The sequence below is a fragment of the Curtobacterium sp. RM9 genome (assembly GCF_054956955.1).
The window spans coordinates 2522731-2546847 of record NZ_CM143271.1 but is presented as its reverse complement, the minus strand read 5'-3'; the positions used below and the strand labels follow the sequence as shown (position 1 = coordinate 2546847).

Genomic DNA, 24117 nt, shown 5'->3' with positions numbered 1-24117 from the left:
CCGCGGTCCGGCTCCGGTGCCGCCCGCACGACTAAATGTAGCGAGAAAATCTAATCACGCAAGCAAGTCCTCCCGCGATAGGGTCACGACATGCCGCCGCACCGGGGAACGAGCGCAGGGACGCTGCTCGCACACGCCTTCTCCGTCGGCGCCTTCACCGCGACCGAGGCCATCGACGGCACCGGGCTCACCCGCTCCACCGTGCTGGCCGCCTGCGAGGAGCTCGTCCGGCTCGGCTGGCTGCGCGAACTCGACGACGCGCGTGCCGCGGGGGAGTACCGGATGGGCCGGCCCGCCCGCCGCTACGAACTCGAGGAGCGCGCCGGGGTCGTCGTCGGCGTCGATGCCGGGCAACACCGCGTCACGGTCCTCGTCGCCGACCTCCGCGGCCGGGTGCTCGCCCGCGCCGAGGAGTCCCTCGGCGCGTCCGGCCTCGACGTCCCCGTCCGCCTCGGCGTCGTCGCGGACACCGTCGCGTCGGCGCTCGCCGCGGTCGACGCCCTGCCCGAGCGCGTCCTCGTCACGGCGCTCGGCATCCCCGCCCCGGTCGACGTCGGTGGGGCCTCGCCCGGCGACGGCGGGTTCTGGGACCGGATGAACCCGGGCTTCGCCGGGGCCGTTCCGGGTGCTCGGGTGGTGGTCGAGAACGACGCGAACCTGGCGGCGATCGCGGAACGGCCGAACTCCGGTGCGGCGTCCTTCGCGGCGCTGCTGTCCGGCGAGCGGTTCGGTGCGGGGCTCGTCGTCGACGGTGTCCTGCTCCGCGGGGCACACGGCGGCGCCGGGGAGATGCGGGTCCTCGGACTGGTCGACGGCGTCGGGTCGTCGGACGGCATCGGAGCCGCGGCCCGGACGCTCGTGGCCGAACTCGTCCCGACGGACACGTCCACCCGGTCCGGGGCGCTGACGCCGGCGTCCTCCGCGGCGGACGTGTTCGCCGCGGCGCGGGCGGGCGATCCCCTCGCGGCCGTGGTTGTGGACCGCCTGGGGGACCGGCTCGCCCGGGTGTGCGTCCTGCTGGCGAGCCTGCTCGACATCGACCGCGTGGTCGTCGCCGGTGCGATCGCCGAGCCGGCGTCGGCCGTGATCGACCGGGCGCGCTCGCTGCTCGACGAGTGGGACTACGACCCGGTACCCGAGATCGTCGCGTCGGCGCTCGGCGGCGACGTCGTCGTGCTCGGGGCGGTGGCGCACGCCCTCGACGCCGTGCGCGCGGACCCGCTCTCGTTCTCGGTGCGGGCGGACCGGCCGCGGGCCGGGCGAGCGGTCAGCCCGGCGCCGGTCCGCTGACCGTCACCGGTCAGGCCGTCAGCGTGTGGACGGCCTCGATGATCGTCGCCACCTCGGTCCGCGCGGTGTAGTCGACCTGGACGTCCGCGAATCGGATCACCCGGTCGGCGTCGACCACGAACACGGACGGGAAGGGGATGCGAGCACTGTCGTCGGCGTTGCTGTCCGCGACGTCGAACCCGAGGGTCGTGTGCGCCTCCCGGGCCTCCGGGCTCGGCTCGGTGACGATGCCGAGCCGACCCGCGAGGGCGTTGCCCGGGTCCGAGCGCACCGGGAACGCGAGCTCGCCGTTCGCGATCGCCGCCTCGGAGCCCTCGGGGGTCTGTGGCGACACCGCGACCAGACGCGCCCCGAGCGCGTCGAGTCCGGGGAGGAGCTCCTGCTGGTAGGTGCGGAGGGTGAGGTTGCAGTACGGGCACCATGCGCCGCGGTAGAAGACGAGGACGGCCGGACCGTCGCCGATCGTCTCGGCGAGCGTCGTCGTCCCGCCGGTCGGGGTGAGCAGCTCGGCGTCGGGGAAGCGGTCCCCGACACGTGCGACCGATCCGGGGAGGCCGGCGGCCCGCAGGTCGGCCTGTTCGCCGTCGAAGACCGCGGACAGCTCGGGGCCGATCTGTCCGGTGAAGCCCTCGTTGAAGGTGTCGACCTGTTCTGCGATGGACGGGTTGGGCATCGGTGACCACCGGGTGTGGTCGACGGCTGTCGACGTCCGGAGCCTAGGCACGGGTGGCGACCGGCAGCCCCGTCGGCGTCACGGAACGTCACGGGCGAACCCGACACGAACCCGACCAAACCGATGCGGGGCGGGCGTCGAATCACCTGCAACGACCGGGAAACACCCGGAGCGCTCACCAGCCGCACGGAGCTGGTTCTCCACCCCGTTCCGGGGTGTGTTCGGCGCGCACACAGCAGACCGCGCCGAGCGCGACACAGCAAAGGAACGAAGACATGCGCAAGAGCCTCAAGACCTCGATCACCCTCGCCACCACCGGCGCCCTCGTCCTCGGTGGCGCGGCGTTCGGCGTCTCGGCCGCCCAGGCCTCGACCCCGGCGATCCACACCGTCTCCTCGTCCTCCTCGAAGATCCCGGCCCCGGTCGCGTCGGTCCCCGAGGTCAAGGGCGGCAACACCGCCGTCGCGCTCGACAAGAGCTTCACCGACGCGCTCACCTCGCTGAAGCTCACCCCGGGTGTCTCGGGCAACGCGAAGCTCGACAACGGTTCGGTGTCCTTCCCGATCACGGCCGGCTCGGTCACCTACTGGTCCCCGGACGGCGACTACCGTCCCTACGTGCAGGGCCTGCTCGACCACGGCGACTCCGGCCTCACGCTGACCGCTGGCTCGACGAAGGTCACGCTCGAGAACTTCGTCGTGAACCCGGGCTCCTCGAAGCTCTACGGTGACGTCGCCCTGAACGGCAAGGTCGTCGCGTCGAACGCCTACCTCTTCGAGCTCTGGGGTGGCTCGCTCAAGCCGCTGCAGCTCGAGGGCGACAACGCGGTCCTCACCGGCACCACCGTGCACATCTCGCAGGACGCCGCGGACCTGCTGAACAAGACGTTCAGCACCGACGCCGTCAAGCGCGGCATGCTGGTCGGCACCGCGACCATCACGGCGCAGATCAAGTAACTCCCGCTCCCGTCGAACGGCGTCGTCCCCTCCGGGACGGCGCCGTTCGTGCGTGCACCGCCGGGTCAGTGCGCGGTCGGCACCAGGCCGTGCAGGGCCGCCCACTGCAGCAGCATGATCGTCTTGCCGTCGGTGATCCGACCGTCGTCGAGCATCGCGATCGCGTCCGCCCCGGGGAGCTCGAGCACCTCGATGTCCTCGCCCTCCCCGGCCAGTCCGCCGCCGGACTCGACCCGGTCGGCGGGGGAGTAGGCGCCGACGTAGCAGAGCACGCGCTCCGTGACCGAACCGGGGCTCATGAACGCGTCGAACACGAGCGTCAGCGGGCCGAGTTCGACGCCGAGCTCCTCGCGTGCCTCGCGGCGGACCGCGGTCTCGGGGTCGTCGTCGTCGAGCAGCCCCGCGGCCGTCTCGACGAGCATCCCGTCCGGGTGGCCGTTGACGTACGCCGGGTACCGGAACTGCCGCGTGAGCAGGACGGTGCCGCGTTCCGGGTCGTAGGGCAGCACGGTCGCGCCGTTGCCGCGGTCGTAGGTCTCGCGCTGCTGCGTCGTCCAGCGGCCGTCGCGTCCGCGGACGTCGAAGGTGGTCCGGCGCAGGACATGCCAGCCGTCCGACGTCACCTCGACGTCACGCACGACCACGTCCGGGTTGCGCCGCAGGTCACGGCCGGTCAGGTGGAGTCCGGTCCGCCCGCGGCTGTCGGGTCGGTCGGCTCCTCGGTCGTCTCGCACGCTGCGACCGTACCGGACGGAGGACCCGGTCAGCCCCGGCGGAAGAAGTCGTCGTAGCTCGGCTCCGGCGGGACCCCGCCGTGGATCCGAGCGTGCACGAGTGCGTCGATCTCGTCGGGGTGGCGCATGCCGCGGCGGTGCCACTCGGTGGGCTGGCGGCGGAGCTCGGAGAGGTGGTTCGCGGACATGCGGTCACGCCCCGAGGGTGACGACGGTCATGGCGATGGAGGCGATGGTCACCGCGACGATGCCGGTACCGGTGGCCACGACGGCGAGCAGCCGCGCGCGGGATGCCTCGCGGACCTCGGAGAACTGCGAGTGCGTCTCGATGGTGGTCATGGCCGGTCCTTCCTCGGTCGGGCGCGCCGCCCGACGGCGACGAGACCAGCATCCCGCGGAAGTACCTAGTTCGTCTAACTAGTAGTTCGATGCGTTCGCATATCGGACGACCGCGGGTCAGACGCCCTTCCGCAGCATCGCCGGAGCCGACCGGACCGCCTCGACTGAGGCGTCCGACGGTGCGTCGTCCGCGTGCATCGCCTCGGTCATCTCCTCGAAGAACGCGCTCATCTCCGCGACCGTCTGCGGGGAGAGCCGGTCCGCGGCGGCGATCATCCGGGCGTGCACGTCGGTGAGCTCGGTCCGCACCCGGTCGTCACCGCTCGCCGTCGCGGTGAGCAGCACGCCACGCCGGTCGTCCGGGTCGGCGCGGCGCTCGACGTGCCCGGAGCCGACGAGCCGTTTCACGAGCGCCGTCGTCGAGGCGGTCGTGATGCCGAGGTGCGTCGCGAGTCCGGTCGGGCTGACGGTCTCGCCGTGCTTGCCCGCGCGGAGGAGGAACCGGACGGCCTCCATGTCGGTGCCGTTCATCCCCATGTTCGAACGGGTGCGCTGCCGCATCTCGACCTCGGCCGAGCGGTACCGACGCATCGCGTTGAGCAGGCGGACCCCGCCGTTGGACGCGCGGTCCGGGTACCAGTACCCCGACTCGTCGTACGTCTTGTCCTGCGCCATGCGGCACCTCTTCCCGTCCCGGCGGACACTACCGACGGCGGCCGGTGGACCGGGGTACGTCCGGGTCAGCCAGCGCTCGACGTGCGGAGCCCGTGCTCCCCGGTCGTCTCGCCGGCAGCGGCGAGCGTGACCTGTGCGGGGTCGCCCGTCCGCTCCAGGACCGCGCGCTGCCGGGCGGCCCCGGTGCCGAGTCGGAACAGGTCGGCGACGCCACGTTCGACGAGCTGGTCGTCCCCGTTCGCGACGAGCGCGGGCATCACCTTCGCGAGGAGCGTCGCGACCACCTCGCGGGCGGGCGCCGGCTCCCAGGTGGTCGGGTCGACGAGCGTGCCGTCGAGTCCGCTCACGGCAGCGCACCAGTTCGCGAGCCGGACCGAGCACGCGGCACCGTCGGGCGCGGGGCGTCCGTCGTGCCAGTCGGCCACCGCCGTGTCCGCGAGTGCCCGGACGAGGCCGGCGAGGGCCACGGTCGTCCCGGGGTCGAGCGGCACGTCCGCGACCCGGACCTCGACGGTCGGGTGGTGGTGCGAGAGCCGTGCGTCGAAGTACAGCATCCCGGGGTCGAGGAGGGCACCGGTACCGAGCAGGGTCTCGGTCACGGCCCGGTAGCGAGCGGCGCTGCCGTAGCACTCCATCGGACCGGCGGACGGCCACTGGCTCCAGGCGACCGACCGCCAGCTCGCGTGCCCGGTGTCGACCCCGTCGTGGATCGGCGAGTTGGCGGCGAGCGCGAGCAGCACCGGCGTCCACGTCCGGATGCGGTCGAGGACGGCCACGCCCTCCTCCGCGTCGGCGATGGCGACGTGCACGTGCAGTCCGCAGGAGAGGATGCGGCGGGGGAGGCTGCCGTAGCGCGCGATCATCCGACGGTAGCGCTCGTCGTCGGTCGGGTGCGGGACCACCCTGGTGGGCGACGTCGCGACCGGGGCGGCGCGGCTGCAGAAGGTCCTGGCGAGTCGGTCGGCGAGCGCGCGGTTGGCGACGACCTCGGCACCGAGTGCGCGCAGGGAACGGTGCGGGCTCGTGATCACCTCGAGCATCTCGCGGTGGAGTTCACCGGTCAGCGTCGCGTCCTCGCCCCGTTCGGCCGCGCGGGCGAGCAGCCGCCCCGCGATGGGTGTCGGCAGTCCGGTCCGTCCGTCCACCAGGAGCAGTTCTTCCTCGACACCGATCGTCCGCATGGACCCAGTCGACCCCCGTCGGGGTGGGACGTCACCCCCGGCGAGCCGGATCGCGCGGCCCTCCCGCGGCCGGAGCCCGTCAGCCGCTGACCCGGACCCCGGTGCGCTCCTCGGAGACGTCCCACAGTCGCCGGGCGGCCGCGTCGTCCGTGAAGGGCTTCCAGAATCCGAGACGAGCGGGCGGGCCGCCGATGGTCCGGCGTGGTCCGGAGAAGGTGTCCGCGCCGTCGGGGTCGGTCGCGGCGAGGAGTGCCGGTCCGGCGGCACTCGCCACGGTGCCGGCGATCCCGAGCCGGGCGAGCAGCACGACGATCCGCCGCTCGGCGCCCGCGCGCTCTCGGCCCATCCCGGGCTGTGCGGCGAGCAGGTTCGTCGGGGAGATCCCCGGATGCGCCAGGTTGCTCGTGATGTCCCACCCCGCCGCGCGGCTGCGTCGGTCGAGCTCGCGCGCGAACAGCCCGACGGCGATCTTCGACGCCGTGTACGCGCGCATCGGGTCGTGGTCCACCCGGGCGTCGAGGTCGTCCAGGTCGATGCTGCCGCTCCGGGCCGCGATGCTCGTCTGGTGCGTGACCCGTGCCCGACCGGCGCGGAGCAGCGGCAGGAGACCGAGCGTCAGGGCGAAGTGACCGAGGTGGTTCGTGCCCATCTGCAGCTCGGATCCGTCGACGGTCTCCTGCCGGTGCGGGGGCCGCATCACACCGGCGTTGTTCACGAGGATCCCGACCGGACGGCCGTCGGCGAGCGTCTCGTCGACGAACGCCCGCACCGACGCGAGTGACGACAGGTCGAGGCGCGCGGTCCGGACGTCGGCGCCGGGCACCTCGGAGCGGATGCCCGCGGCGGCGCGGGCGCCCTTCTCGGCGGAGCGGACCGGCAGGACGACCGAGGCGCCGGCGGCGGCGAGTCGTCCGGCGATCACACGGCCGATGCCGTCGCTCGCTCCGGTGACCACGGCGAGGGTGCCCGGCCGGACGGGGAACGTGGTGGGTTGCTGGGGCATGGGGGACCTTCCGCGACTGGCCGCCGATCGGCGGCGGACCCATCGTGCGCCGCTGCCGGGTCCGCAACCAGGGCCCGTCGGTCCACGGCTGCCCGGGCCGTGCCGGGGTCGTGTCCCGTCAGCCCGCGGCGACGGACGGCGACGGCTCCGCGGCGAGCCGGTCGGCGAGCCGGACGAGCCGTTCGTGACTGACGCTGCCCGGCACCGCCGTGTAGACGAGCAGGCGGTGCGACTGCTCCGGATCGAGCAGGGTCTGGCAGGACAGCTCGAGCGTCCCGACCTCGGGGTGCGCGAAGCGCTTCACGTCGGGAGGTCGGACACCGACCTCGTGCAGGTCCCACACCGCACGGAACCGCTCGTCCCGGCGGAGCAGGCCGGCCAGCGCGGCGGCTCGGGAGTGCGGTCCGCGGAGGGCGACGAGCTCGCGGAGTCCCGCGGCGTACACCCGGTCGAGCCGGTGTTGCTCGTCCGGTGGGTACGCGGTCCGCGCCGCGGGGTCGGTGAACCAGCGGTAGCCGAGGCTGCGCGCCGGTCCGACGCGGTCGTCCGGGTCGCCCGTCAGCGCCCGACCGAGCACCGTCTGCCGGAGGGTCTCGCCGAGTTCGGTGACGATCTCTGCGGGGGTGTCGACGAGGCGGTCGAGGATGCGGAGCATGCCCGGACCGACGTGCTCGCCGTCGCTGCCGCGGACCGGCGGTCGGTGTCCGGCGAGGCGGAAGACGTGGTCGCGTTCGTCGAGGGACAGGTGCAGCCCCTGGGCGATCGCGGAGACGAGCTGCTCCGAGGGGTGCGGCCCGGTCCCGCGTTCGAGCCGGGCGTAGTAGTCGGCCGACATGCTGCAGAGCGCGGCGACCTCCTCGCGGCGGAGCCCCTCGGTGCGACGACGCCGTCCGCGGGGGAGGCCGACGTCCTCGGGCTGCAACGCCGCGCGGCGGTGTCGGAGGAACTCGGCCAGGCCTGGACGGTCGATCGCGGTCACCCGTCCGTTCCTACCGGATCCCGGCCGACGGGACCACGGCCCGTCGATCCACCCCTGCCGAGCTCGTCGCGGTCGAGCACGTCGAGGTCGCGCACGGCGTACCGGTGGTGCTCCCACTCCTCCTCGAGGACGGTGTGCACGCAGGCGAGCACCGTCTCGGTGTGCGACGGCGCCCACGGGTTCGGCCGCGGTTCGTCGAGCTGCTCGGGCGTCACCGCGGCGAGGAACGTCGTCATGGCGTCGACCCGGTCCGCACGAACGGCGAGCACGTCCCCGAACGGCGGCGTCCCCGGAGTGAAGACGCTCGTGTCGTACCCGTCGGTCGCGTACTCCGTGTGCGGACGACCGAGCGGGTGGTACGGCCGTTCGATGCGGAGGACGGCGCCGCGGAGCCAGACGTCGGTGGCGGTGACGAGGTGCCGCAGGGTCTCGGCGAACGACCACTCCCCGTCGACCGACCGGTCGACCGTTCCGGCCGGCATCGCCACCGCGCGGGCGACGGTGGCGTCCCAGGTCCGCTGCACCGCGGCCCACGCCGCCCGGAGCCCCTCCGGGTCGCGGGCGCGGCGGAGCGACCGGCCGGGGAAGCGACGGTCGAGCTCGGCGTCGACGAGGGGCACCACGTCGACGCCGTTCACGAACAGCGTGCCGCCGGGTTCGAGCACCCAGGGGGAGTCGATCTCCACCCCGGCCACGTCGACCCCGCGCAGCACCGCCCCGCCGAGGAGCGTCCGGACGAACCGGGCCCCCCGCAGGTCCTCGTCGACGAACTCCCGTGCGCTCATGCGCCACACCGTAGCCCGCGAGGCCCGGACGGGGACACCCGTCGGGCGTGCGCTACCGGGGGATCGGTGCGAGCCGCTGCAACTGCGTCACGTGACCCGGCTCGAGCTCGTCGAGCGACGCCACCCCGAGCAGCCGCATCGTGCGCTCGATCTGCTCGGACAGGATCTGGATCATCCGGTCCACCCCTGCCTCGCCGCCCGCCATCAACCCGTAGAGGTACGCCCGCCCGACCATCGTGAACCGTGCGCCGAGCGCCACCGCGGCGACGATGTCCGCGCCGGACATGATGCCCGTGTCGAGGTGCACCTCGGTGTCCTTCCCGACCTCCTTGACGACCTCGGGCAGCAGGTGGAACGGGACGGGGGCGCGGTCGAGCTGGCGGCCGCCGTGGTTCGACAGGGTGATGCCGTCGACGCCCATCGAGGCCAGGCGCTTCGCGTCGGCGAGGGACTGGACGCCCTTGACGACGACCTTGCCGGGCCACTGGTCGCGGATCCAGGCGAGGTCCTCGTAGGTGACGGTCGGGTCGAACATGTGGTCGAGCAGTTCGCCGACGGTGCCCGACCACCGGTCGAGGGACGCGAACGCGAGCGGCTCCGTCGTGAGGAAGTCGAACCACCACCACGGCCGCGGGATCGCGTTCAGGATCGTCTTCACCCCGAGCTGCGGCGGGATCGAGAAGCCGTTCCGCTTGTCGCGCAGGCGGGCGCCGGCGACGGGCACGTCGACCGTGACGAGCAGCGTGTCGAAGCCCGCCTTCGCGGCCCGCTCGACGAGCGCCATCGACTTGTCGCGGTCCTTCCACATGTACAGCTGGAACCAGTTCCGTCCGTGCGGGTTGGCGTCGCGGACGTCCTCGATCGCGGTCGTGCCCATCGTCGACAGCGAGAACGGGATGCCCGCGCGGCCGGCGGCCCTGGCCCCGGCGCGCTCGCCCTCGGTCTGCATCATCCGGGTGAAGCCGGTCGGGGCGATGCCGAACGGGCGGGCCACCGGCGCACCGAGGACCTCGCGGGTGGTGTCGACCCGGGACACGTCGCGCAGGATCGCGGGGGTGAACTCGATGTCCTCGAACGCCTGGCGCGCCCGAGCGAGCGAGATCTCCGCCTCCGCCGCGCCCTCGGTGTAGTCGAACGCCGCCCGGGGCGTTCGTCGTGCGGCGATCGCACGGAGGTCCCAGACGGTCAGCGCGGACTCGAGTCGGCGCTTCCGGGCGTCCAAGGAGGGCTTCCTGAACTGCATGAGCGGGGCGAGGTCCCGCACCGTCGGCAGCTGTCGTGGCATACGGGTGCGCGCCGAGGACGCGGGCCCGCTCGATACGGCGGGGGCGCCGGTCGCGGGGTCGACGCGGTGCTGGTCGTCGGTCGTGGTCATGCGTGGCTCCTGACGGTGGTGCGGTGGCCGCGGGCGTCCGAGCCCGGAGCGGGGGTGTAGCGGACCGGTTCGACGGTCCGGGCGACGCGGTCGCGGAGTGCTGCGAGCGATGCTCCTCCGAGTCCGGCCAGCCCGTTCGCGCGGGCCTGCACGAGCACGTTGCCGAGCGCGGTCGCCTCGACGGGACCGGCGAGGACGGGCAGGCCGGTCCGGTCGGCGGTGAGCTGACAGAGCAGCCGGTTCTGGGACCCGCCGCCGACGACGTGCACGACGCGGACGTCCTTGCCGGTCACCTCGGTGATCGTGCGCAGCGTCTGGGCGTACGCCGCGGCGAGGGACTCCAGGATCGAGCGCACGACCTCGGCGGGGGAGGACGGCGCAGCGAGTCCGTGCGCGGTGCACCACGTCGCGATGCGCGCGGGCAGGTCGCCGGGCGCGGTGAAGACGTCGTCGGCGACGTCGAAGACGGTGACCGGGCTGGTGACCTCCGCGGCGGCGGCGAGCAGCGCCTCCAGGTCGACGCGGTCGCCACCGCGCTCCCAGGTGCGGACGCTCTCGGAGAGCAACCACAACCCGGACACGTTCTTGAGGAACCGGACGCGACCGTCGACGCCGCCCTCGTTCGTGCAGTTCGCGGCGCGTGCCGCGTCCGTCAGGACCGGCGCGTCGAGCTCGACGCCGACCAGCGACCAGGTGCCGGACGAGACGTAGGCGAAGTCGTCGTCGGTCGCGGGGACCGCGACCACCGCGGACGCCGTGTCGTGCGAGCCGACCAGCGTCACGGGGACGCCGCCGCCGAGGGACGGCAGGAGCGTGCCGAGTCGGTCGCCCGGGTCGCGCAGGTCGGGGAACAGGTCGTCCTGGAGGCCCGTGGCAGCGAGCAGGGTCTGGTCCCATCCGCGCGTGGTCGCGTTCACGAGCCCCGTGGTCGACGCGTTCGTCCGCTCGGTGGCCGCGACGCCGGTGAGCCAGTACCCGAGCAGGTCCGGCACGAGGAGGGCGCGGTCCGCGAGGTGGGCGTCCGGGTCGGCCGCGAGTTGGAACACGGTGTTGAACGGCAGGTGCTGCAGACCGTTCCGGGCGTACAGCTCGGCTGCGGGGACCCGCTCGTGCACGGGGGCGACGCCCGCCGTGTGCCGAGGGTCGCGGTAGTGGGACGGCAGGCCGAGCAGGCGTCCCTCGCGCAGGAGTGCGTAGTCGACGGCCCAGGAGTCGACGCCGATGCTCGCCAGGTCGGGGGAGCGGTGGAGCGCGTCGCGGAGCCCGGCCGTGACCTGCCGGTGGAGCTCGACGACGTCCCAGTGCAGGGCCTCGCGGCCGTCCTCGTACAGGGCGACCGGACCGTTCGGGAAGCGTGCGACCTGCTCCGTCCTGATGCCGTCCCGGCCCACGTGCGCGAGGACGACCCGGCCGCTCGTCGCGCCGAGGTCGACCGCGGCGACGCTGCCGCTGGTGTGCATCGCGCTACCTCAGGAAGGCCGCGGCGACACCGGCGTCGACCGGTACGTGCAACCCCGTGGTGTGCGAGAAGTCGGCGGTGCAGATGGCGTACACGGCGTTCGCGACGTTCTCCGGCACGACCTCGCGCTTCAGGATGGTGCGCTGCGCGTAGAACGCCCCGAGGTCCTGCTCGTCGATGCCGTAGGTCTTCGCCCGGTTCGCGCCCCAGCCGCTCGCGAAGATGCCGGAGCCGCGGACGACCCCGTCGGGGTTGATGCCGTTGACGCGGATGCCGTGCTCGCCGAGTTCGGCCGCGAGCAGCCGGACCTGGTGCGCCTGGTCCGCCTTGGTGGCGGAGTACGCGATGTTGTTCGGCCCGGCGAAGACGGAGTTCTTCGAGGAGATGTAGACGATGTCGCCGCCGAGGCCCTGCTCGATGAGGACCTTCGCGGCCGCCTTGGACACGAGGAACGAGCCCTTCGCCATGACGTCGTGCTGCAGGTCCCAGTCCTGCTCGGTGGTCTCGAGCAGGCTCTTGCTCAGCGAGAGTCCGGCGTTGTTGACGACGAGGTCGAGGCCGCCGAAGTGCAGCAGTGTCGCCTGGATCGCCTGGTCGATGGCGTCCGCGCTCGTGACGTTCGCGGCGACACCGATGGCCTGGTCCGGGCCGCCGATCTCGGCCGCCGCGTCCTGCGCCTTGGCGAGGTCGAGGTCCGCGATGACGACGGCGGCACCCTCGGCGGCGAGGCGCTTCGCGATCGCCTTGCCGATGCCGCTCGCCGCTCCGGTGACCAGCGCGATGCGGGTCGCCAGCTGCTTGGGCTTCGGCATGCGCTGGAGCTTCGCCTCTTCGAGCGCCCAGTACTCGATGCGGAACTTCTCGGCCTCGTCGATCGGGGCGTAGGTGCTCAGCGCCTCGGCGCCGCGCATCACGTTGATCGCGTTGACGTAGAACTCGCCGGCGACGCGGGCGGTCTGGGCGTCCTTGCCGTAGGAGAACATGCCGACGCCGGGGACGAGCACGATGAGCGGGTCGGCACCCCGGATGGCCGGACTGTCCGCCGTGGCGTGGCGGTCGTAGTACGCCTGGTAGTCGGCGCGGTACTGCTCGTGCAGTTCGTGGAGGCGGGCAACCTGCTCGTCGACGTTCGCCGTCGCCGGCAGGTCGAGGATCAGCGGCTTCACCTTGGTGCGGAGGAAGTGGTCCGGGCAGCTCGTCCCGAGCTCGGCGAGCCGGGGCGCGTCCGCGCTGGACAGGAAGTCGAGGACGACGTCGCTGTCGACGAAGTGCCCGACGACGGGCTTGTCGTGGCCGGCGATCCCGCGGACCGTCGGCGCGAGTGCGGCTGCACGGGCACGGCGTTCGATGTCGGGCAGCGCGTCGAAGCCGGGGCGGACGGCGCCGAACGGCTGGTCCTTGCCGTGCTCGCGGATGTACTGCTCGGCGGTGTCGATGATCCACCGCGAGTTCGTCTCGGCCTCGTCGGAGGTGTCGCCCCATGCGGTGATGCCGTGTCCGCCGAGGATCGTGCCGATCGCCTCGGGGTGCTGGTCCTTGATCGCGGCGATGTCGAGCCCGAGTTGGAATCCCGGACGGCGCCACGGCACCCAGACGACCCGGTCGCCGAAGATCTGCTCGGTGAGCTCCGGCCCGTCCGCCGCCGTGGCGATCGCGATGCCGGCGTCGGGGTGCAGGTGGTCCACGTGCGCAGCGTCGACGAGGGCGTGCATGGCGGTGTCGATCGACGGTGCCGCACCGCCCTTGCCGAACAGGGTGTGGTCGAACGCGGCGACCATCTCGTCCTCGCGCTCCACGCCCGGGTAGACGTTCCGCAGCGCGCGGACCCGGTCGACCCGGAGGACGGCCAGGCCCGACGGCGTCAGCGTGCCGAGGTCACCGCCGGAGCCCTTCACCCACAGCAGTTCGACGGGCTCGCCGGTGACCGGGTCGGTGTCGGTGCCCTTGGCGGACGTGTTGCCGCCCGCGTAGTTCGTGATCCTCGGGTCCGAGCCGAGCGCATTCGAACGCGCGATGAGGGCCCTGACCGTCTCGTCCGCGGTGGTGCCGTGCGTTGCGGGGTCCACCCGTGCCTCCAGGTCGTCGATCGTCATGTGTCTACGCACCCCAGCCGGCCTGGACGCCGCCGACACGGTCCTCGGCGATCTGCTGCTGGTACCCGGAGTCGAGGTAGGCGCGCATCGGGTTCGCGGGCAGTCCGCGGGACTCGCGCCACGCGGCGAGGTCGGCGCGGACGTCTGTCTGGAACGCGTCCATGAAGATCTCGTTCGCACCGAGGACGTCGTGCGCCTCCTGCGCCGCCGTGAGTGCGACGCGGTCGAGGAGCAGTGCGCGGGCGGTCATCTCCTGCACGTTGAGCACGGAGCGGATCTGGCCGGGGATCTTGTCCTCGACGTTGTGGCACTGGTCGAGCATGAAGGCGACGTCCGGGTTGTCGTAGCCGCCTCCGCGGACGACCTCGACGAGGATCCGGAACAGCTGGAACGGGTCGGCGGCGCCCACGATGAGGTCGTCGTCGGCGTAGAAGCGCGAGTTGAAGTCGAAGCTGCCGAGCTTGCCGAGCCGGAGCAGCTGCATGACGATGAACTCGATGTTCGTGCCGGGCGCGTGGTGACCGGTGTCGAGGCAGACCATCGCCTTCGGCCCGAGTGCGGCGGTCTGCACGTAGCTCGTGCCCCAGTCGGGGACGTCCGTGTGGTAGAACGACGGCTCGAAGAACTTGTACTCGAGCACGAGCCGCTGGTCGTCGCCGAGCCGGTCGTAGATCGTCGAGAGCGAGTCGTGCAGGCGGTCCTGGCGGGAGCGCATGTCCTCCTGTCCGGGGTAGTTCGAGCCCTCGGCGAGCCAGATCTTCAGGTCGCGACTGCCGGTGGCGTGCATGACGTCGATGCACTGCAGGTGGTGGTCGATCGCCTTCTGGCGGGTCTTCTCGTCGACGTGGGTCAGGGCGCCGAACTTGTAGTCGTCGTCCTGGAACGTGTTCGAGTTGATCGTGCCGAGCCGCACGCCGTGCTCCTCGGCGTGACGGCGGAGGTCGTCGAAGTCGTCGACGAGGTCCCACGGGATGTGCAGGGCGACGGTGGGCGCCAGCCCCGTGTACCGGTGCACCTGCGCGGCGTCGGCGATCTTCTCGTAGGGGTCACGAGGGGTGCCGGGCGTCGAGAACACCTTGAAGCGGGTGCCGGAGTTGCCGAAGGCCCAGCTCGGCAGCTCGATCTGCTGGCGGGCGAGCTGGTCGGCGATGCCGGCGAAGGTCGGGGTCGATGTCATCGTGCACTTCCTCGTGGCTGATTGAATCGTTTCATACGGTACGTGGTGGGCGTGGTGCGCGCAAGCGGTGGTCGGGCGGGCGGCGGCGGCGTGGCGGCGGCGCGGTGGTGGTGGCGGTGGTGGCGCCGGGTGGCCCCGGGGTGGCCCCGGGAACCAGGTTCCGGACACAACACCGTGCTTCTTCGTGGTGCTGTGTCCGGAACCTGGTTCCGCCGAGCCGCCGAGCCGCCGGGCCGCCGGGCCGCCGGGCCGCCGAGCCGCCGGGCCGCCGGGCCGCCGGGCCGCTACGCGGCCGCCACCGGCGCTGGCGCCCGCACCTCGTGCGTCCCGCCGCCGAGCCGCTGCTCGTCGAGCCCGGGCAGGCGCACGACCGCGGTCACGCTCTCCGGCACGGTCACCCGGACGTGCAGCTCCCCGTCGACGAGCTCCCACCGCACGGCGACGTGGCCGTGCACGGTGTCGAGCGAGGTCTCCGCCCAGGTCAGGCCACCGCCGGGCCGCGGTGCCACCAGCACGGTCTCGTACCCGGGGGTCAGCGGCGCGAGGCCACCGACGACGCGGTGCATCCAGTCCGCGACGGCACCGAGCGCGTAGTGGTTGAACGAGGTCATCTCACCCGGGTTGATGGTGCCGTCCGGCAGCATCGAGTCCCACCGCTCCCAGACGGTGGTCGCGCCCATCGTCACCGGGTACAGCCACGAGGGGCACTCCGTCTGCAGCAGCAGCCGGTACGCGTCCTCCAGGTGGCCCGTCCTCGTGAGCGCGTCGGTGATGAACGGCGTCCCCGCGAAGCCCGTCGAGATCCGGTACCCGGATTGCTCGGCCAGCTCTGCCAGCCGGTCGCCGGCCCGTCGCTCCTGCAACTCGTCGAGGATGCCGAACACGATCGCGAGCGTGTAGACGGTGGTTGCATCGGACAGGATCCGGCCGTCGTCCAGCAGGTAGTGGGTCCGGAAGCCGGCCTGGAGGCGCGCAGCGAGTTCACGGAACTCGGCCGCTTCCGCCTCGTGGCCGCCCAGGAGCTCGGCCGCCTCCGCCACGATCGTGGCGGACCGGAAGGCGCAGATGGTCGCCACGACGCCCTTGTCCGCCTTCGCGTCGGCGGGGGCCTCCGGCGGAGCGTCCGGGTCGAGCCAGTCGCCGAACTGGAACACGGTGTCCCAGAGGTCCTGCGGCGAGAGGTGGTCGCGGACCCGGCGGAGGTGCGCGGCCATCGAGTCGAACTGCTCCTCGAGCACCGCCGTGTCGCCGTACGCCTGGTAGAGCGTCCACGGCACCCAGACTCCGGCATCGGACCAGATGGCGGTGGCGTCGGGCTTGCCGAAGTCCTCGGCGGGGGAGTACTTCAGCACGTCGGGGACCACGAACGGGATGACGCCCTCGGCGTGCTGCTGTTCGAGCCAGACGTCGCGGAGCCAGTCGGCCAGGAACGTGCGGGTGTCGAACAGGAACGAGGCCGTCGGGGCGAAGGCGGCGATGTCACCGGTCCAGCCGAGGCGCTCGTCGCGCTGCGGGCAGTCGGTCGGGACGCTGAGGAAGTTGCCCTGCATGCCCCGCACGACGTTGTCGTGGAAGGTGTTCAGCAGGTCGTGGCTCGACGCGAACGTGCCCGTCCGGGTGAGGTCGGAGCCGACCTGCACCGCGGTGAGCGCCGTCCGGAGCTCCTCCGGTGTGCCGGGCCAACCGTCGACCGAGGCGTACCGGAAGCCGTGGAACGTGAAGCGCGGTTCGAACACGTCGGGCTCGTCCCCGCCGCTCAGCGTGAACCGGTCGGTCGCGGCGGCGGAGCGCAGGGGACGGACGCCGAGCTCGTCGTGCTCGAGGACCTCGGCGTGCCGCAGTGTGAGCACGGTGCCCGCCGGACCGCTCGCCCGCACCCGGAGCCAGCCGACGAGGTTCACGCCGAAGTCGACCAGGGTGGCGCCGGACGGGCTCGTCCAGACGTCGGCCGGGGCGATCTCGGCGAGGGGCCGGACGGGCGGCACGGTGTCCGCGACGAGCTCCCGCTCACCGAGGTCGACCGCGTGCACGGTGCTCGTGCGGCCCTCGTGTCCCGCGACGCTCGGGACGGAGACCTCGCCGGGCGTGAGGAAGCTGCCGTCCCGCAGGCGGGCGTCGACGTCCTCGCCGTCGTAGAGCTGATCGGCGGTGATCGCGCTCGACAGGGCCTGCCAGTCGGTGTCCGTCGCGATGCGCTGCTCGTGGCCGTCCGCGAACGTGACGCGGAGCTCGGCGAACCCGGCGCGCTCGTCCGTGTACCACCCGCCGCCACCGCCCCACGCGAGCCGGCCGGCGGCCCAGCCGTTGCCGACGACGAGTGCGAGGACGGCGGCGCCGCCCGGCTCGGTGCCGGCGAGGTGGTCGGTGACGTCGTGGGAGACGACGCGGATGCGCCACTCGTAACTGGTCCACCCCGGCTCGAGCAGGTGGTCGGAGACACGCTGTCCGCCGAGCCACGCCTCGACGACGCCCAGGGCGCTGACGTCGAGGGTGGCGCTCGTGACGGCGCCGTGGCCGTCGTCGAGGGTGAACTCCCGGCGCAGGATCGGTGCGCTCCCGAGGTCGTCGTCGCTCGCGATGAACGGTACGGTCCAGGTGGTCATGTGGTGGTCCTTCCAGGCGACCGGTCGTCGTCGACCGGGTTCAGCCCTTGACGGCGCCGCTGGTCATGCCGGCGACGATCTGACGGTTGAAGAAGACGTAGAGGATCAGCGGGGGGATCGTGATGAGCAGCACGTCGGTGAACAGCAGGTTGAGCTGGCTGACCGACTGACTCTGGAACGAGTAGAGCGTCTGCTGCACCGTGGCGTTCTCGGAGCCCGGCAGGAAGTACAGCGGGTTCGTGAAGTCGTTGAACACCGTCACCGACTGCACGAGCACGACCGTGATGATCACCGGCTTGAGCAGCGGCAGCACGACCCCGAAGAACAGGCGGATCGGACCGGCGCCGTCGAGGACCGCGGCCTCGTCGAGCTCCTTCGGGATGGTGGCGACGAAGGCGCGGAAGAGCAGGATGCAGAACGACAGGCCGAAGGTCGCCTCGATGAGGATCATCCCGCCCATGGTCTTGAACAGGTTGAGCCCCTGCAGGACCCAGATCGTCGGCACGATCGCGGGCGGGACGATGAGGCCGGCCAGGACGAAGAAGTTGATGACCCCGTTCCACCGGCTCGGACGGCGCTGGAGGACGTACCCGACCATCGCCGAGAACACCACCATGATGATGACGCTGCCGACGGTCAGGACGGCGCTGTTCATGAACGCCCGGAGGATCCCGCCGTCACCGGTCTGCAGGACCGCGACGAGGTTCTGCCACAGCTGCCACTGGGTCGGTAGTGAGAAGCCGAGCTGGTTCGCCTCGGCCGGGCTCTTCGCCGCCTGCAGCAGGACGAACACGAACGGCACGAGGAACACCACGCAGCTGACGATGATCGCGATGCTGCCGATGACCCACTTGCGGGTCGTCTCGCGGGTGTTCCGACGCGGGGCGGCGGCGGTGAGCCGCCGGTCTGCGATGGTGGTCACAGGTCCGCCTCCTTGCGGTTGATGAGCCACGAGATCGGCACCATGATCGCGGTGACGACGATGAACAGGACGACGTTGCCCGCAGTGGACAGACCGTAGAACCCCGCCTGGTACTGCTTGTAGATCACACTCGCGATGACGTCGCTCGTGAAGCCTGGACCGCCACCGGTCATCGCCCAGATGAGGTCGAAGGACCGCAGACCGCCGATGAGCGACAGGATGATGACGGTCCCCATCGCCGGACGCGAGAGCGGGAGGGTGATGTTCCGGAAGATCGTCCAGGCGCTCGCGCCGTCGACCCGGGCCGCCTCGAAGTACTCCTGCGGGATCGCCACGATGCCGGCGATGAAGATGAGCGTCGCGATGCCGACGCCCTTCCAGACGTCCACCGCCGCGACGCTCCACAGGGCGAGTGCCGGGTCGGTCAGCCACCCCGGGGTCGGCATGCCGACGGCTCCGAGGGCGCTGTTGATGATCCCGTGGAACGGGTCCATCAGCGCCTTGAAGGTGATGCCGATGCCGATCGTCGACACGAGCACCGGGAAGAACACGACCGCCCGGAGGTAGCCCCGCCCGAGCACCGGGCTCGTGAGGAGCAGGGCGAGGGCGAGTCCGAGGACCACCTTCGCCGCGCTCGTCACGAACCCGTACTCGAACGTGTGGACGAAGCCGGAGACCAGCTGCGGGTCCTGGAAGAACCGCGTGAAGTTGCCGAAACCGATGAAGGTCTGGTCGAACAGCGTCCAGCGGGTGAGCGAGAAGTAGAACCCCGCGAAGGTCGGGACCGCGAAGAACACGACGTAGAGCGCGATCGCCGGGATGAAGAACCACGCCGGGTAGAAGGAGCGCATCCGCTTCCGGGCGGGCCCCGGCCCGTCCTTGATGGTCTGCGGCGGAGCCACCGCCGTCGTGAGCGTCGCGGTCACCGACCTCACCAGCCCTTGATGCCGAGCTGCTGGGCCTGCTGCACGACGTCCTGGTCGTACTGCTTCGCCCCGGTCGACGCCGAGCTGATGCCCGAGCCGACCTGCACGCAGATCTTCTCGAGGTTCGGCCCCTTGATCGGCGAGAGGAACTCGAGCGCCGGGCTCGCCTTGCCGTCGTCGAGGTACTTCTGCAGGTCACCGATCATGGGCGGGACACTGTCCGGCAGGGTGCAGGTCGAGATGACGTACGGGCCACCGGGCGTGCCCGTGTCGTTCTGGATGCCGCACCCGTCAGACGAGTTCACGAAGGCGATGAACTTCTTCGCCGCGGCGAGCTTCTCGCCCTCAGTCGTCTTGGGGATGTAGAGGCCGTTCGGCTCCCAGATGGTCAGGCGGGTGTCGTCGGCGTTCTCGGCCGGGAGCGCGAACGCGCCGATGTCGTTCACCGCGTCCGGGGTGTCCTGCTGGAGCGTGGCGATGGCGTTCGTCAGCATCGGGTACTGGGCCCCGGTGCCGTCGGCGAGCATCTTCAGGCCGTTCGCCTGCGTGGCCGAGGCGAAGTCCTCGTTGTAGAGGTCCTTGTCCTTGCCTTCGGCGAGGTGCTCGAAACCGGCGAGTGCAGGCTGCTTGGCGTAGGACTCCTTGTGCTTCGTGTACTGCGACGCCCAGTCGTCCTGCTGCGCCGAGATGTTCGCGAAGTCGCCGAGCACGAAGAGCTGGCTCGTCCAGGTGTCGCCGTAGGTCTGGATGATCGGGGCGACGTCACCGGCGTCCTTGATCTTCTCGCTGTTGGCGATGAACTCGTCCCACGTGGTCGGCACGCTGAGGCCGAGCTTCTCGTAGACCTTCTTGTTGTACATGACCGCGCCGCCGAAGCTCGTGCCGATCGGGGCGCCGTACATGCCCTTGTCGGTGCTGACGACCTTCGTGAACTGCTTGTCGACGTCCTTCGCCCAGCTCTCGTCCTGCAGGTCGACGAGGGTGTTGTCGGGGTTGAGGGCCTGCATCAGTGAGCCCGAGTTGTAGTTGAACACGTCGGCCATCTCGCCCGTGGAGAGCTGCGTCTTCACGAGGTTGTCGCCGTCGGTGCCCTGCGGGCGGGTGTCGAACTTGACGGTGATGTCCGGGTTGGCCTTCTCGAACGCGGCGATGAGCGGCTTTGCGGTGGCTGCCGTCGCGGGCGAGTTGTCGGCCTGGTACGTGATCTGGACCTTGCCACCGCTGCCGCCGGTCTCGGCGGAGCCGCCGGACGAGCACGCGGCCAGGCCGCCGATGAGGACCACGGCGCCACCGATGGCGACCAGCCTGGTGGTCAGGGGACGAGCTGACATTCCTTACCTCCTCGTAAGGCCCGGGGCAGGGGTTCCCCGGGTGAAACGGACCCGTGCGCCGCTGCGGTGCGGCGTCCGGTGATGCTGTTTAGAACGTTTCAATCGGAATGGAACCACGGCCGTTGAACCGTGTCAATCGGTCGCGCCGATTTCGTTACGGAGTGGTGCGGCGCGGGTGTGCGGGTGCGGCGTTCGTGCGGCGCGGCGAAGCCGAGTTCCGGACTCAGCGAAATCTCACGGGTCGATCGCCCCGTGAGGTGTCGCTCAGCGCAAAACTCCGGCGGCGGGCGGCGGGCGGCGGGCGGAGGGCTCGGGCGGAAGGCTCGGGCGGCAGGCGGCGCCCGCGGGCGTCAGCGGTCGGCGACGGTGGACTGCCGCACGATGAGCTCCGGCGTGAACTCGACGTGCCGGGCGCTGCTGCCCTCGCCCTCGTCCAGCTGGGCGATCAGCAACTCGATCGCCCGGCGCCCGAGGTCCTGTGCCGGCTGCCGCACCGAGGTCAGCGGGACCACGGCCGCCTCGGCGAACGCGATGTCGTCGTAGCCCACGATCGCGATCTCCTCGGGGACGGCGATCGACCCCCGCATGATGAACGCCTGCTCGAGCCCGACGGCGAGCAGGTCGTTCGCGGCGAACACGGCGTCGGGGCGCTCGGCAGCCGGGCGCGCGTGCAGTTCCTCGCCGATGCGCCGTCCCTCGAGGACGGACAACGACGCGGTCGGCAGGACCTCGAGGTCGATGCCGGCTGCCTGGGCCGCCGCGAGTGCACCGGCGTGCCGGTCGGCGACCTGCCGGATCGAGAACGGGCCGCCGACGAAGGCGACCCGCCGCCGTCCGATGTCGGCGAGGTGGGCGACCGCGAGCCGCCCGCCCGCGACGTCGTCCACGGAGACCGAGGCGAAGTGCTCGTCGTCGGCTCGGCGGTCGACGAGCACGACGGCCGTGCCCTGGTCGCGGAGCCGTTCGAGCCGGCTGAGGTCGTCGCCGGCCGGTGAGATGAGCAGGCCCGCGACCCGACGCTCCTCGAACAGGCCGATGTAGGTGCGCTCACGGTCGGTGGACTCGTCGGAGTTGCCGACCAGCACCGCGAGGCCCTTCGTCATCGCGGCGTCCTCGGCGCCGCGCGCGACGTCGGTGAAGAACGGGTTGCCGCCGTCGAGCACGATCAGGCCGACTGTCGAGCTGCGGCCGGCCCTGAGCTGCCGGGCCGAGTCGTTGCGCACGAAGCCGAGTTCGGCGATGGCACGCTGCACCCGGTCGACCGTCGTCGGTGCGACCTTGTCGGGGCGGTTTAGCACGTTCGAGACGGTGCCGAGCGACACGCCCGCGAGCGCCGCCACCTCCCGCACGCTGACCGCCATGTGGTCATCCTGACACGCTGCCACCGATCGGGTGGGGACCTGCTCGTCGAACGGCTTCCCGCACGGTCCCCGGCAGGGCCGTCGGGCTACCGTGGCGCCCATGCAGCCGCCCGCACCGGGGACCCTCCGCGTCCTCCACCTCTCCGACACGCACCTCACCGGCGACGGCGCCCTCCACCAGGGCGTCGTCGACACCACGGCAGCGCTCGACGCCGTGCTCGCCCTGGTCGACGACCTGCCCGGCGTCGGTCTCGTGGTCGTGTCCGGCGACGTGTCCGAGGACGGCAGCCCCGAGTCGTACGCCGCCGTGCGCGACCGCGTCGGCGGCTGGGCGGCCCGGCACGCCGCCGCGTTCGTCGCGGTCCCCGGCAACCACGACCTCCGCGAGGGGTTCCGCCAGGTGCTCGCGAACGGCCACGTCCTCGGCGAGGGCGGTGCACCGCTCGCGCACACCATGGAGTACCTGCCGCCGACCGTCCCCGTCTCCGGGCAGTCCCTGGTCGGCGGCTTCCGGGTCGTCACGGTCGACACCGGGGTGCCCGGCGCGGGCTACGGCCTGGTCTCGGACGAGGCGCTCGAACGGCTCCGCGCGGCCCTCGCCGCCGACTCGGCACCGCACGGGTCCGTCGTCGTCCTGCACCACCCGCCGCTGCCCGCCCCGACCGCGCTGCATGAGGCGCTCCGGCTGCAGAACCCGGAGGCCCTCGCCGCGGTCCTGCGCGGGTCGGACGTCCGGGTCGTCCTCGCCGGGCACCAGCACCACCACTCGGCGGGCACCCTCGCGGGTGTGCCGGTCCTGGTCGCGCCGGGCGTCGCGAACGACACCGAGGTCGCGGGCCGGTACGACGAGGAGTCCGCCGTCGTGGAGTCCGGCGCCCTCGTCGTCGACGTGGCGACGGACGGGTCGGTCTGGTCGACGCCGGTGCGCGTGTCGACCGCGGCGCAGCGCGCGTTCGCGTACGACGCGGAGACGGTCCGCCGGATCATCGCGGCGGCCGGACCGCCGCGCTGACCAGGCTGCGCTGACGACCGACGGGAGGCGCGGGGCGGGCCCGCCACGCGCCTCCAGACCGCGCAGCCCGGTTCCGGTACCCCGCGCGTTCGGGCGCTCGTCGGGAACGACGAGTACGCCGGACACAGATGGAGTGAAGGAGCACCTCATGCGCAAGGGCAAGGCAGTGCAGTACGACCACTACGGCGACTTCGACGTCGTCGAGCTCGTCGACCAGGAACAGCCCGAGCCCGGCCCGGGCGACGTCGTCGTCGAGATCGTCGCGGCCGGCCTCAACCACATCGAGCGGTTCCTCCGCGAGGGACGGCTCAAGGACCACATCGACCTCACGTTCCCGGCCCACCAGGGCGTCGACTTCGCCGGCATCGTCCGGGCGAAGGGCGCCGAGGTGCGGGGCGTCCGGGTCGGCGACGAGGTCCTCGGCCACGCGCCCGAGGGCGGCGCGCACGCCACCTGGATCCGGGTGCCGCGCGAGGCCGTGATCCAGAAGCCCGAGCACGTGGGGTGGGAGGTCGCCGGGGGCCTCTACCTCGCCGGGTGCACGGCCGTGTCGATCGTCCGCAGCCTGAAGCTCGGTCCCGCGGACACCGTGGTGATCAGCGCCGCAGCGGGTGGCGTCGGGCACATCCAGTGTCAGCTCGCGCACGACGCGGGCGCAACCGTGATCGCGCTCGGGAGCGCCCGGAACCACGACTACCTGCGGCAGATCGGCACCCTGCCGGTCGTCTACGGCGACGGGGAAGAGGCGCGGATCCGTCACATCGCGGACGGCCGCCCGATCACCGCGTTCATCGACAACCACGGCGAATCGGCGGCCGAGGAACTGGCGGCGGCGCTCGGCGTGCCCGAGGGGCGCTTCGTGTCGAGCGAGGACCGTCGCGACGCCGAGCTGCACTTCCTGCGCGCACCGGCGGGCGACCAGGCGGCCATCGAGGACCTCACGCTGCTGACGAAGGCGGTCGAGGCCCGCCGCGTGCAGGTGCTCATCTCGGGCTTCTACCCGTTCGAGTTCATCGTGGACGCGTACGAGGACCTCGCGGAGATGCACTCGCGCGGCAAGGTCGTCGTCGGCATGCAGCCCGTCGAGACCGGCGCCCGGCTGGACTGGTACCGCTCGGAGAAGGCCCGCGACCTGCGCGACCGCTACGCCGACGAACGTGGGAAGGACGAGCCGACGATGGCCGGCGGGTCGGCGACCCCGGCCTGATCTCCGGTCGCGAACGAGCCGGTCCGGACCACTCCG

Annotated in this window: 22 protein-coding genes; 4 read left to right on the top strand and 18 right to left on the bottom strand. The window is 72.0% G+C overall.

All coding sequences use genetic code 11. The features are described 5' to 3' along the window. The first annotated feature begins 90 nt into the window (after positions 1-90). A complete protein-coding gene (locus ACY3FI_RS12075; RefSeq protein ID WP_462547781.1) occupies positions 91-1290 on the top strand; it encodes an ROK family protein in 1200 nt (399 codons plus the stop codon). A 10-nt stretch (positions 1291-1300) separates the two neighbouring features. Here ACY3FI_RS12075 and ACY3FI_RS12070 read toward each other — a convergent pair whose 3' ends face one another. After that, the gene (locus ACY3FI_RS12070; RefSeq protein WP_462547780.1) at positions 1301-1963 is read right to left on the bottom strand and encodes a peroxiredoxin-like family protein; all 663 of its coding nucleotides are present in this window, start codon (positions 1961-1963) and stop codon (positions 1301-1303) included. Between the two features lie 275 nt (positions 1964-2238). On the opposite strand from ACY3FI_RS12070, the gene ACY3FI_RS12065 reads away from it, so the two are divergent. Beyond that, on the top strand, positions 2239-2919 hold the full coding sequence (locus ACY3FI_RS12065; RefSeq protein WP_462547779.1) for a hypothetical protein: 681 nt from the start codon (positions 2239-2241) through the stop codon (positions 2917-2919). Between the two features lie 65 nt (positions 2920-2984). Here the strand turns inward: ACY3FI_RS12065 and ACY3FI_RS12060 are convergent, their stop codons facing one another. From ACY3FI_RS12060 to ACY3FI_RS11980, 17 genes are all read right to left on the bottom strand, one after another. Further along, positions 2985-3653 carry an NUDIX domain-containing protein gene (locus ACY3FI_RS12060; protein ID WP_462547778.1) on the bottom strand — a complete coding sequence of 223 codons (669 nt, stop codon included), beginning with the start codon at positions 3651-3653 and terminating at the stop codon, positions 2985-2987. Positions 3654-3682: 29 nt separating this feature from the next. Continuing rightward, positions 3683-3841 (bottom strand): hypothetical protein, encoded by a 159-nt coding sequence (locus ACY3FI_RS12055; RefSeq protein WP_462547777.1) that lies wholly within the window; start codon positions 3839-3841, stop codon positions 3683-3685. Positions 3842-3845: 4 nt separating this feature from the next. After that, the gene (locus ACY3FI_RS12050) at positions 3846-3992 is read right to left on the bottom strand and encodes a hypothetical protein (protein WP_462547776.1); all 147 of its coding nucleotides are present in this window, start codon (positions 3990-3992) and stop codon (positions 3846-3848) included. A gap of 117 nt (positions 3993-4109) precedes the next feature. Continuing rightward, on the bottom strand, positions 4110-4667 hold the full coding sequence (locus tag ACY3FI_RS12045; RefSeq protein WP_462547775.1) for a MarR family winged helix-turn-helix transcriptional regulator: 558 nt from the start codon (positions 4665-4667) through the stop codon (positions 4110-4112). A gap of 65 nt (positions 4668-4732) precedes the next feature. Continuing rightward, positions 4733-5848, bottom strand: a complete 1116-nt coding sequence (locus ACY3FI_RS12040) for a carboxylate-amine ligase (protein WP_462547774.1) — start codon at positions 5846-5848, stop codon at positions 4733-4735. Positions 5849-5927: 79 nt separating this feature from the next. Further along, complete coding sequence (locus ACY3FI_RS12035) at positions 5928-6851, bottom strand: SDR family oxidoreductase (protein WP_462547773.1); 924 nt, start codon at positions 6849-6851, stop codon at positions 5928-5930. Between the two features lie 118 nt (positions 6852-6969). Further along, entirely contained in the window at positions 6970-7830 is an 861-nt protein-coding gene (locus ACY3FI_RS12030; RefSeq protein ID WP_462547772.1) for a helix-turn-helix transcriptional regulator, read from the bottom strand. Continuing rightward, a complete protein-coding gene (locus ACY3FI_RS12025) occupies positions 7827-8615 on the bottom strand; it encodes a DinB family protein (RefSeq protein WP_462547771.1) in 789 nt (262 codons plus the stop codon). Before ACY3FI_RS12025 ends, ACY3FI_RS12030 begins: the two co-directional genes overlap by 4 nt. A 52-nt stretch (positions 8616-8667) precedes the next feature. Then, entirely contained in the window at positions 8668-9900 is a 1233-nt protein-coding gene (locus tag ACY3FI_RS12020; RefSeq protein ID WP_462550360.1) for an alpha-hydroxy acid oxidase, read from the bottom strand. Between the two features lie 86 nt (positions 9901-9986). Further along, positions 9987-11450 (bottom strand): rhamnulokinase, encoded by a 1464-nt coding sequence (locus ACY3FI_RS12015; RefSeq protein ID WP_462547770.1) that lies wholly within the window; start codon positions 11448-11450, stop codon positions 9987-9989. Between the two features lie 4 nt (positions 11451-11454). Then, a complete protein-coding gene (locus ACY3FI_RS12010) occupies positions 11455-13542 on the bottom strand; it encodes a bifunctional aldolase/short-chain dehydrogenase (RefSeq protein WP_462547769.1) in 2088 nt (695 codons plus the stop codon). Between the two features lie 4 nt (positions 13543-13546). Beyond that, on the bottom strand, positions 13547-14719 hold the full coding sequence (gene rhaI, locus ACY3FI_RS12005) for an L-rhamnose isomerase (protein WP_462547768.1): 1173 nt from the start codon (positions 14717-14719) through the stop codon (positions 13547-13549). A 284-nt stretch (positions 14720-15003) separates the two neighbouring features. After that, positions 15004-17322: a family 78 glycoside hydrolase catalytic domain gene (locus ACY3FI_RS12000; protein WP_462547767.1), complete on the bottom strand. Its 2319-nt coding sequence runs from the start codon at positions 17320-17322 to the stop codon at positions 15004-15006. Between the two features lie 40 nt (positions 17323-17362). After that, the gene (locus ACY3FI_RS11995) at positions 17363-18235 is read right to left on the bottom strand and encodes a carbohydrate ABC transporter permease (protein WP_462550359.1); all 873 of its coding nucleotides are present in this window, start codon (positions 18233-18235) and stop codon (positions 17363-17365) included. A 5-nt stretch (positions 18236-18240) separates the two neighbouring features. Beyond that, positions 18241-19095: a carbohydrate ABC transporter permease gene (locus ACY3FI_RS11990; protein WP_462550358.1), complete on the bottom strand. Its 855-nt coding sequence runs from the start codon at positions 19093-19095 to the stop codon at positions 18241-18243. Positions 19096-19175: 80 nt separating this feature from the next. Beyond that, a complete protein-coding gene (locus ACY3FI_RS11985) occupies positions 19176-20501 on the bottom strand; it encodes an ABC transporter substrate-binding protein (RefSeq protein WP_462547765.1) in 1326 nt (441 codons plus the stop codon). A 350-nt stretch (positions 20502-20851) separates the two neighbouring features. Then, positions 20852-21862 (bottom strand): LacI family DNA-binding transcriptional regulator, encoded by a 1011-nt coding sequence (locus ACY3FI_RS11980; protein ID WP_462547764.1) that lies wholly within the window; start codon positions 21860-21862, stop codon positions 20852-20854. A 100-nt stretch (positions 21863-21962) separates the two neighbouring features. On the opposite strand from ACY3FI_RS11980, the gene ACY3FI_RS11975 reads away from it, so the two are divergent. Beyond that, positions 21963-22874 carry a metallophosphoesterase gene (locus ACY3FI_RS11975; RefSeq protein WP_462547763.1) on the top strand — a complete coding sequence of 304 codons (912 nt, stop codon included), beginning with the start codon at positions 21963-21965 and terminating at the stop codon, positions 22872-22874. Positions 22875-23022: 148 nt separating this feature from the next. Beyond that, positions 23023-24081, top strand: a complete 1059-nt coding sequence (locus ACY3FI_RS11970; protein ID WP_462547762.1) for an NADP-dependent oxidoreductase — start codon at positions 23023-23025, stop codon at positions 24079-24081. Positions 24082-24117: the final 36 nt, after the last annotated feature.

Excerpts from the sequence above, each read along its gene's own strand:
- ACY3FI_RS12075 (WP_462547781.1), top strand. The coding sequence starts at position 91 with ATGCCGCCGCACCGGGGAACGAGCGCAGGGACGCTGCTCGCACACGCC.
- ACY3FI_RS12070 (WP_462547780.1), bottom strand. The coding sequence starts at position 1,963 with ATGCCCAACCCGTCCATCGCAGAACAGGTCGACACCTTCAACGAGGGC.
- ACY3FI_RS12065 (WP_462547779.1), top strand. The coding sequence starts at position 2,239 with ATGCGCAAGAGCCTCAAGACCTCGATCACCCTCGCCACCACCGGCGCC.
- ACY3FI_RS12055 (WP_462547777.1), bottom strand. The coding sequence starts at position 3,841 with ATGTCCGCGAACCACCTCTCCGAGCTCCGCCGCCAGCCCACCGAGTGG.
- ACY3FI_RS12050 (WP_462547776.1), bottom strand. The coding sequence starts at position 3,992 with ATGACCACCATCGAGACGCACTCGCAGTTCTCCGAGGTCCGCGAGGCA.
- ACY3FI_RS12045 (WP_462547775.1), bottom strand. The coding sequence starts at position 4,667 with ATGGCGCAGGACAAGACGTACGACGAGTCGGGGTACTGGTACCCGGAC.
- ACY3FI_RS12040 (WP_462547774.1), bottom strand. The coding sequence starts at position 5,848 with ATGCGGACGATCGGTGTCGAGGAAGAACTGCTCCTGGTGGACGGACGG.
- ACY3FI_RS12035 (WP_462547773.1), bottom strand. The coding sequence starts at position 6,851 with ATGCCCCAGCAACCCACCACGTTCCCCGTCCGGCCGGGCACCCTCGCC.
- ACY3FI_RS12025 (WP_462547771.1), bottom strand. The coding sequence starts at position 8,615 with ATGAGCGCACGGGAGTTCGTCGACGAGGACCTGCGGGGGGCCCGGTTC.
- ACY3FI_RS12020 (WP_462550360.1), bottom strand. The coding sequence starts at position 9,900 with ATGCCACGACAGCTGCCGACGGTGCGGGACCTCGCCCCGCTCATGCAG.
- ACY3FI_RS12015 (WP_462547770.1), bottom strand. The coding sequence starts at position 11,450 with ATGCACACCAGCGGCAGCGTCGCCGCGGTCGACCTCGGCGCGACGAGC.
- ACY3FI_RS12010 (WP_462547769.1), bottom strand. The coding sequence starts at position 13,542 with ATGACGATCGACGACCTGGAGGCACGGGTGGACCCCGCAACGCACGGC.
- rhaI (WP_462547768.1), bottom strand. The coding sequence starts at position 14,719 with ATGACATCGACCCCGACCTTCGCCGGCATCGCCGACCAGCTCGCCCGC.
- ACY3FI_RS12000 (WP_462547767.1), bottom strand. The coding sequence starts at position 17,322 with ATGACCACCTGGACCGTACCGTTCATCGCGAGCGACGACGACCTCGGG.
- ACY3FI_RS11990 (WP_462550358.1), bottom strand. The coding sequence starts at position 19,095 with ATGCGCTCCTTCTACCCGGCGTGGTTCTTCATCCCGGCGATCGCGCTC.
- ACY3FI_RS11985 (WP_462547765.1), bottom strand. The coding sequence starts at position 20,501 with ATGTCAGCTCGTCCCCTGACCACCAGGCTGGTCGCCATCGGTGGCGCC.
- ACY3FI_RS11980 (WP_462547764.1), bottom strand. The coding sequence starts at position 21,862 with ATGGCGGTCAGCGTGCGGGAGGTGGCGGCGCTCGCGGGCGTGTCGCTC.
- ACY3FI_RS11975 (WP_462547763.1), top strand. The coding sequence starts at position 21,963 with ATGCAGCCGCCCGCACCGGGGACCCTCCGCGTCCTCCACCTCTCCGAC.
- ACY3FI_RS11970 (WP_462547762.1), top strand. The coding sequence starts at position 23,023 with ATGCGCAAGGGCAAGGCAGTGCAGTACGACCACTACGGCGACTTCGAC.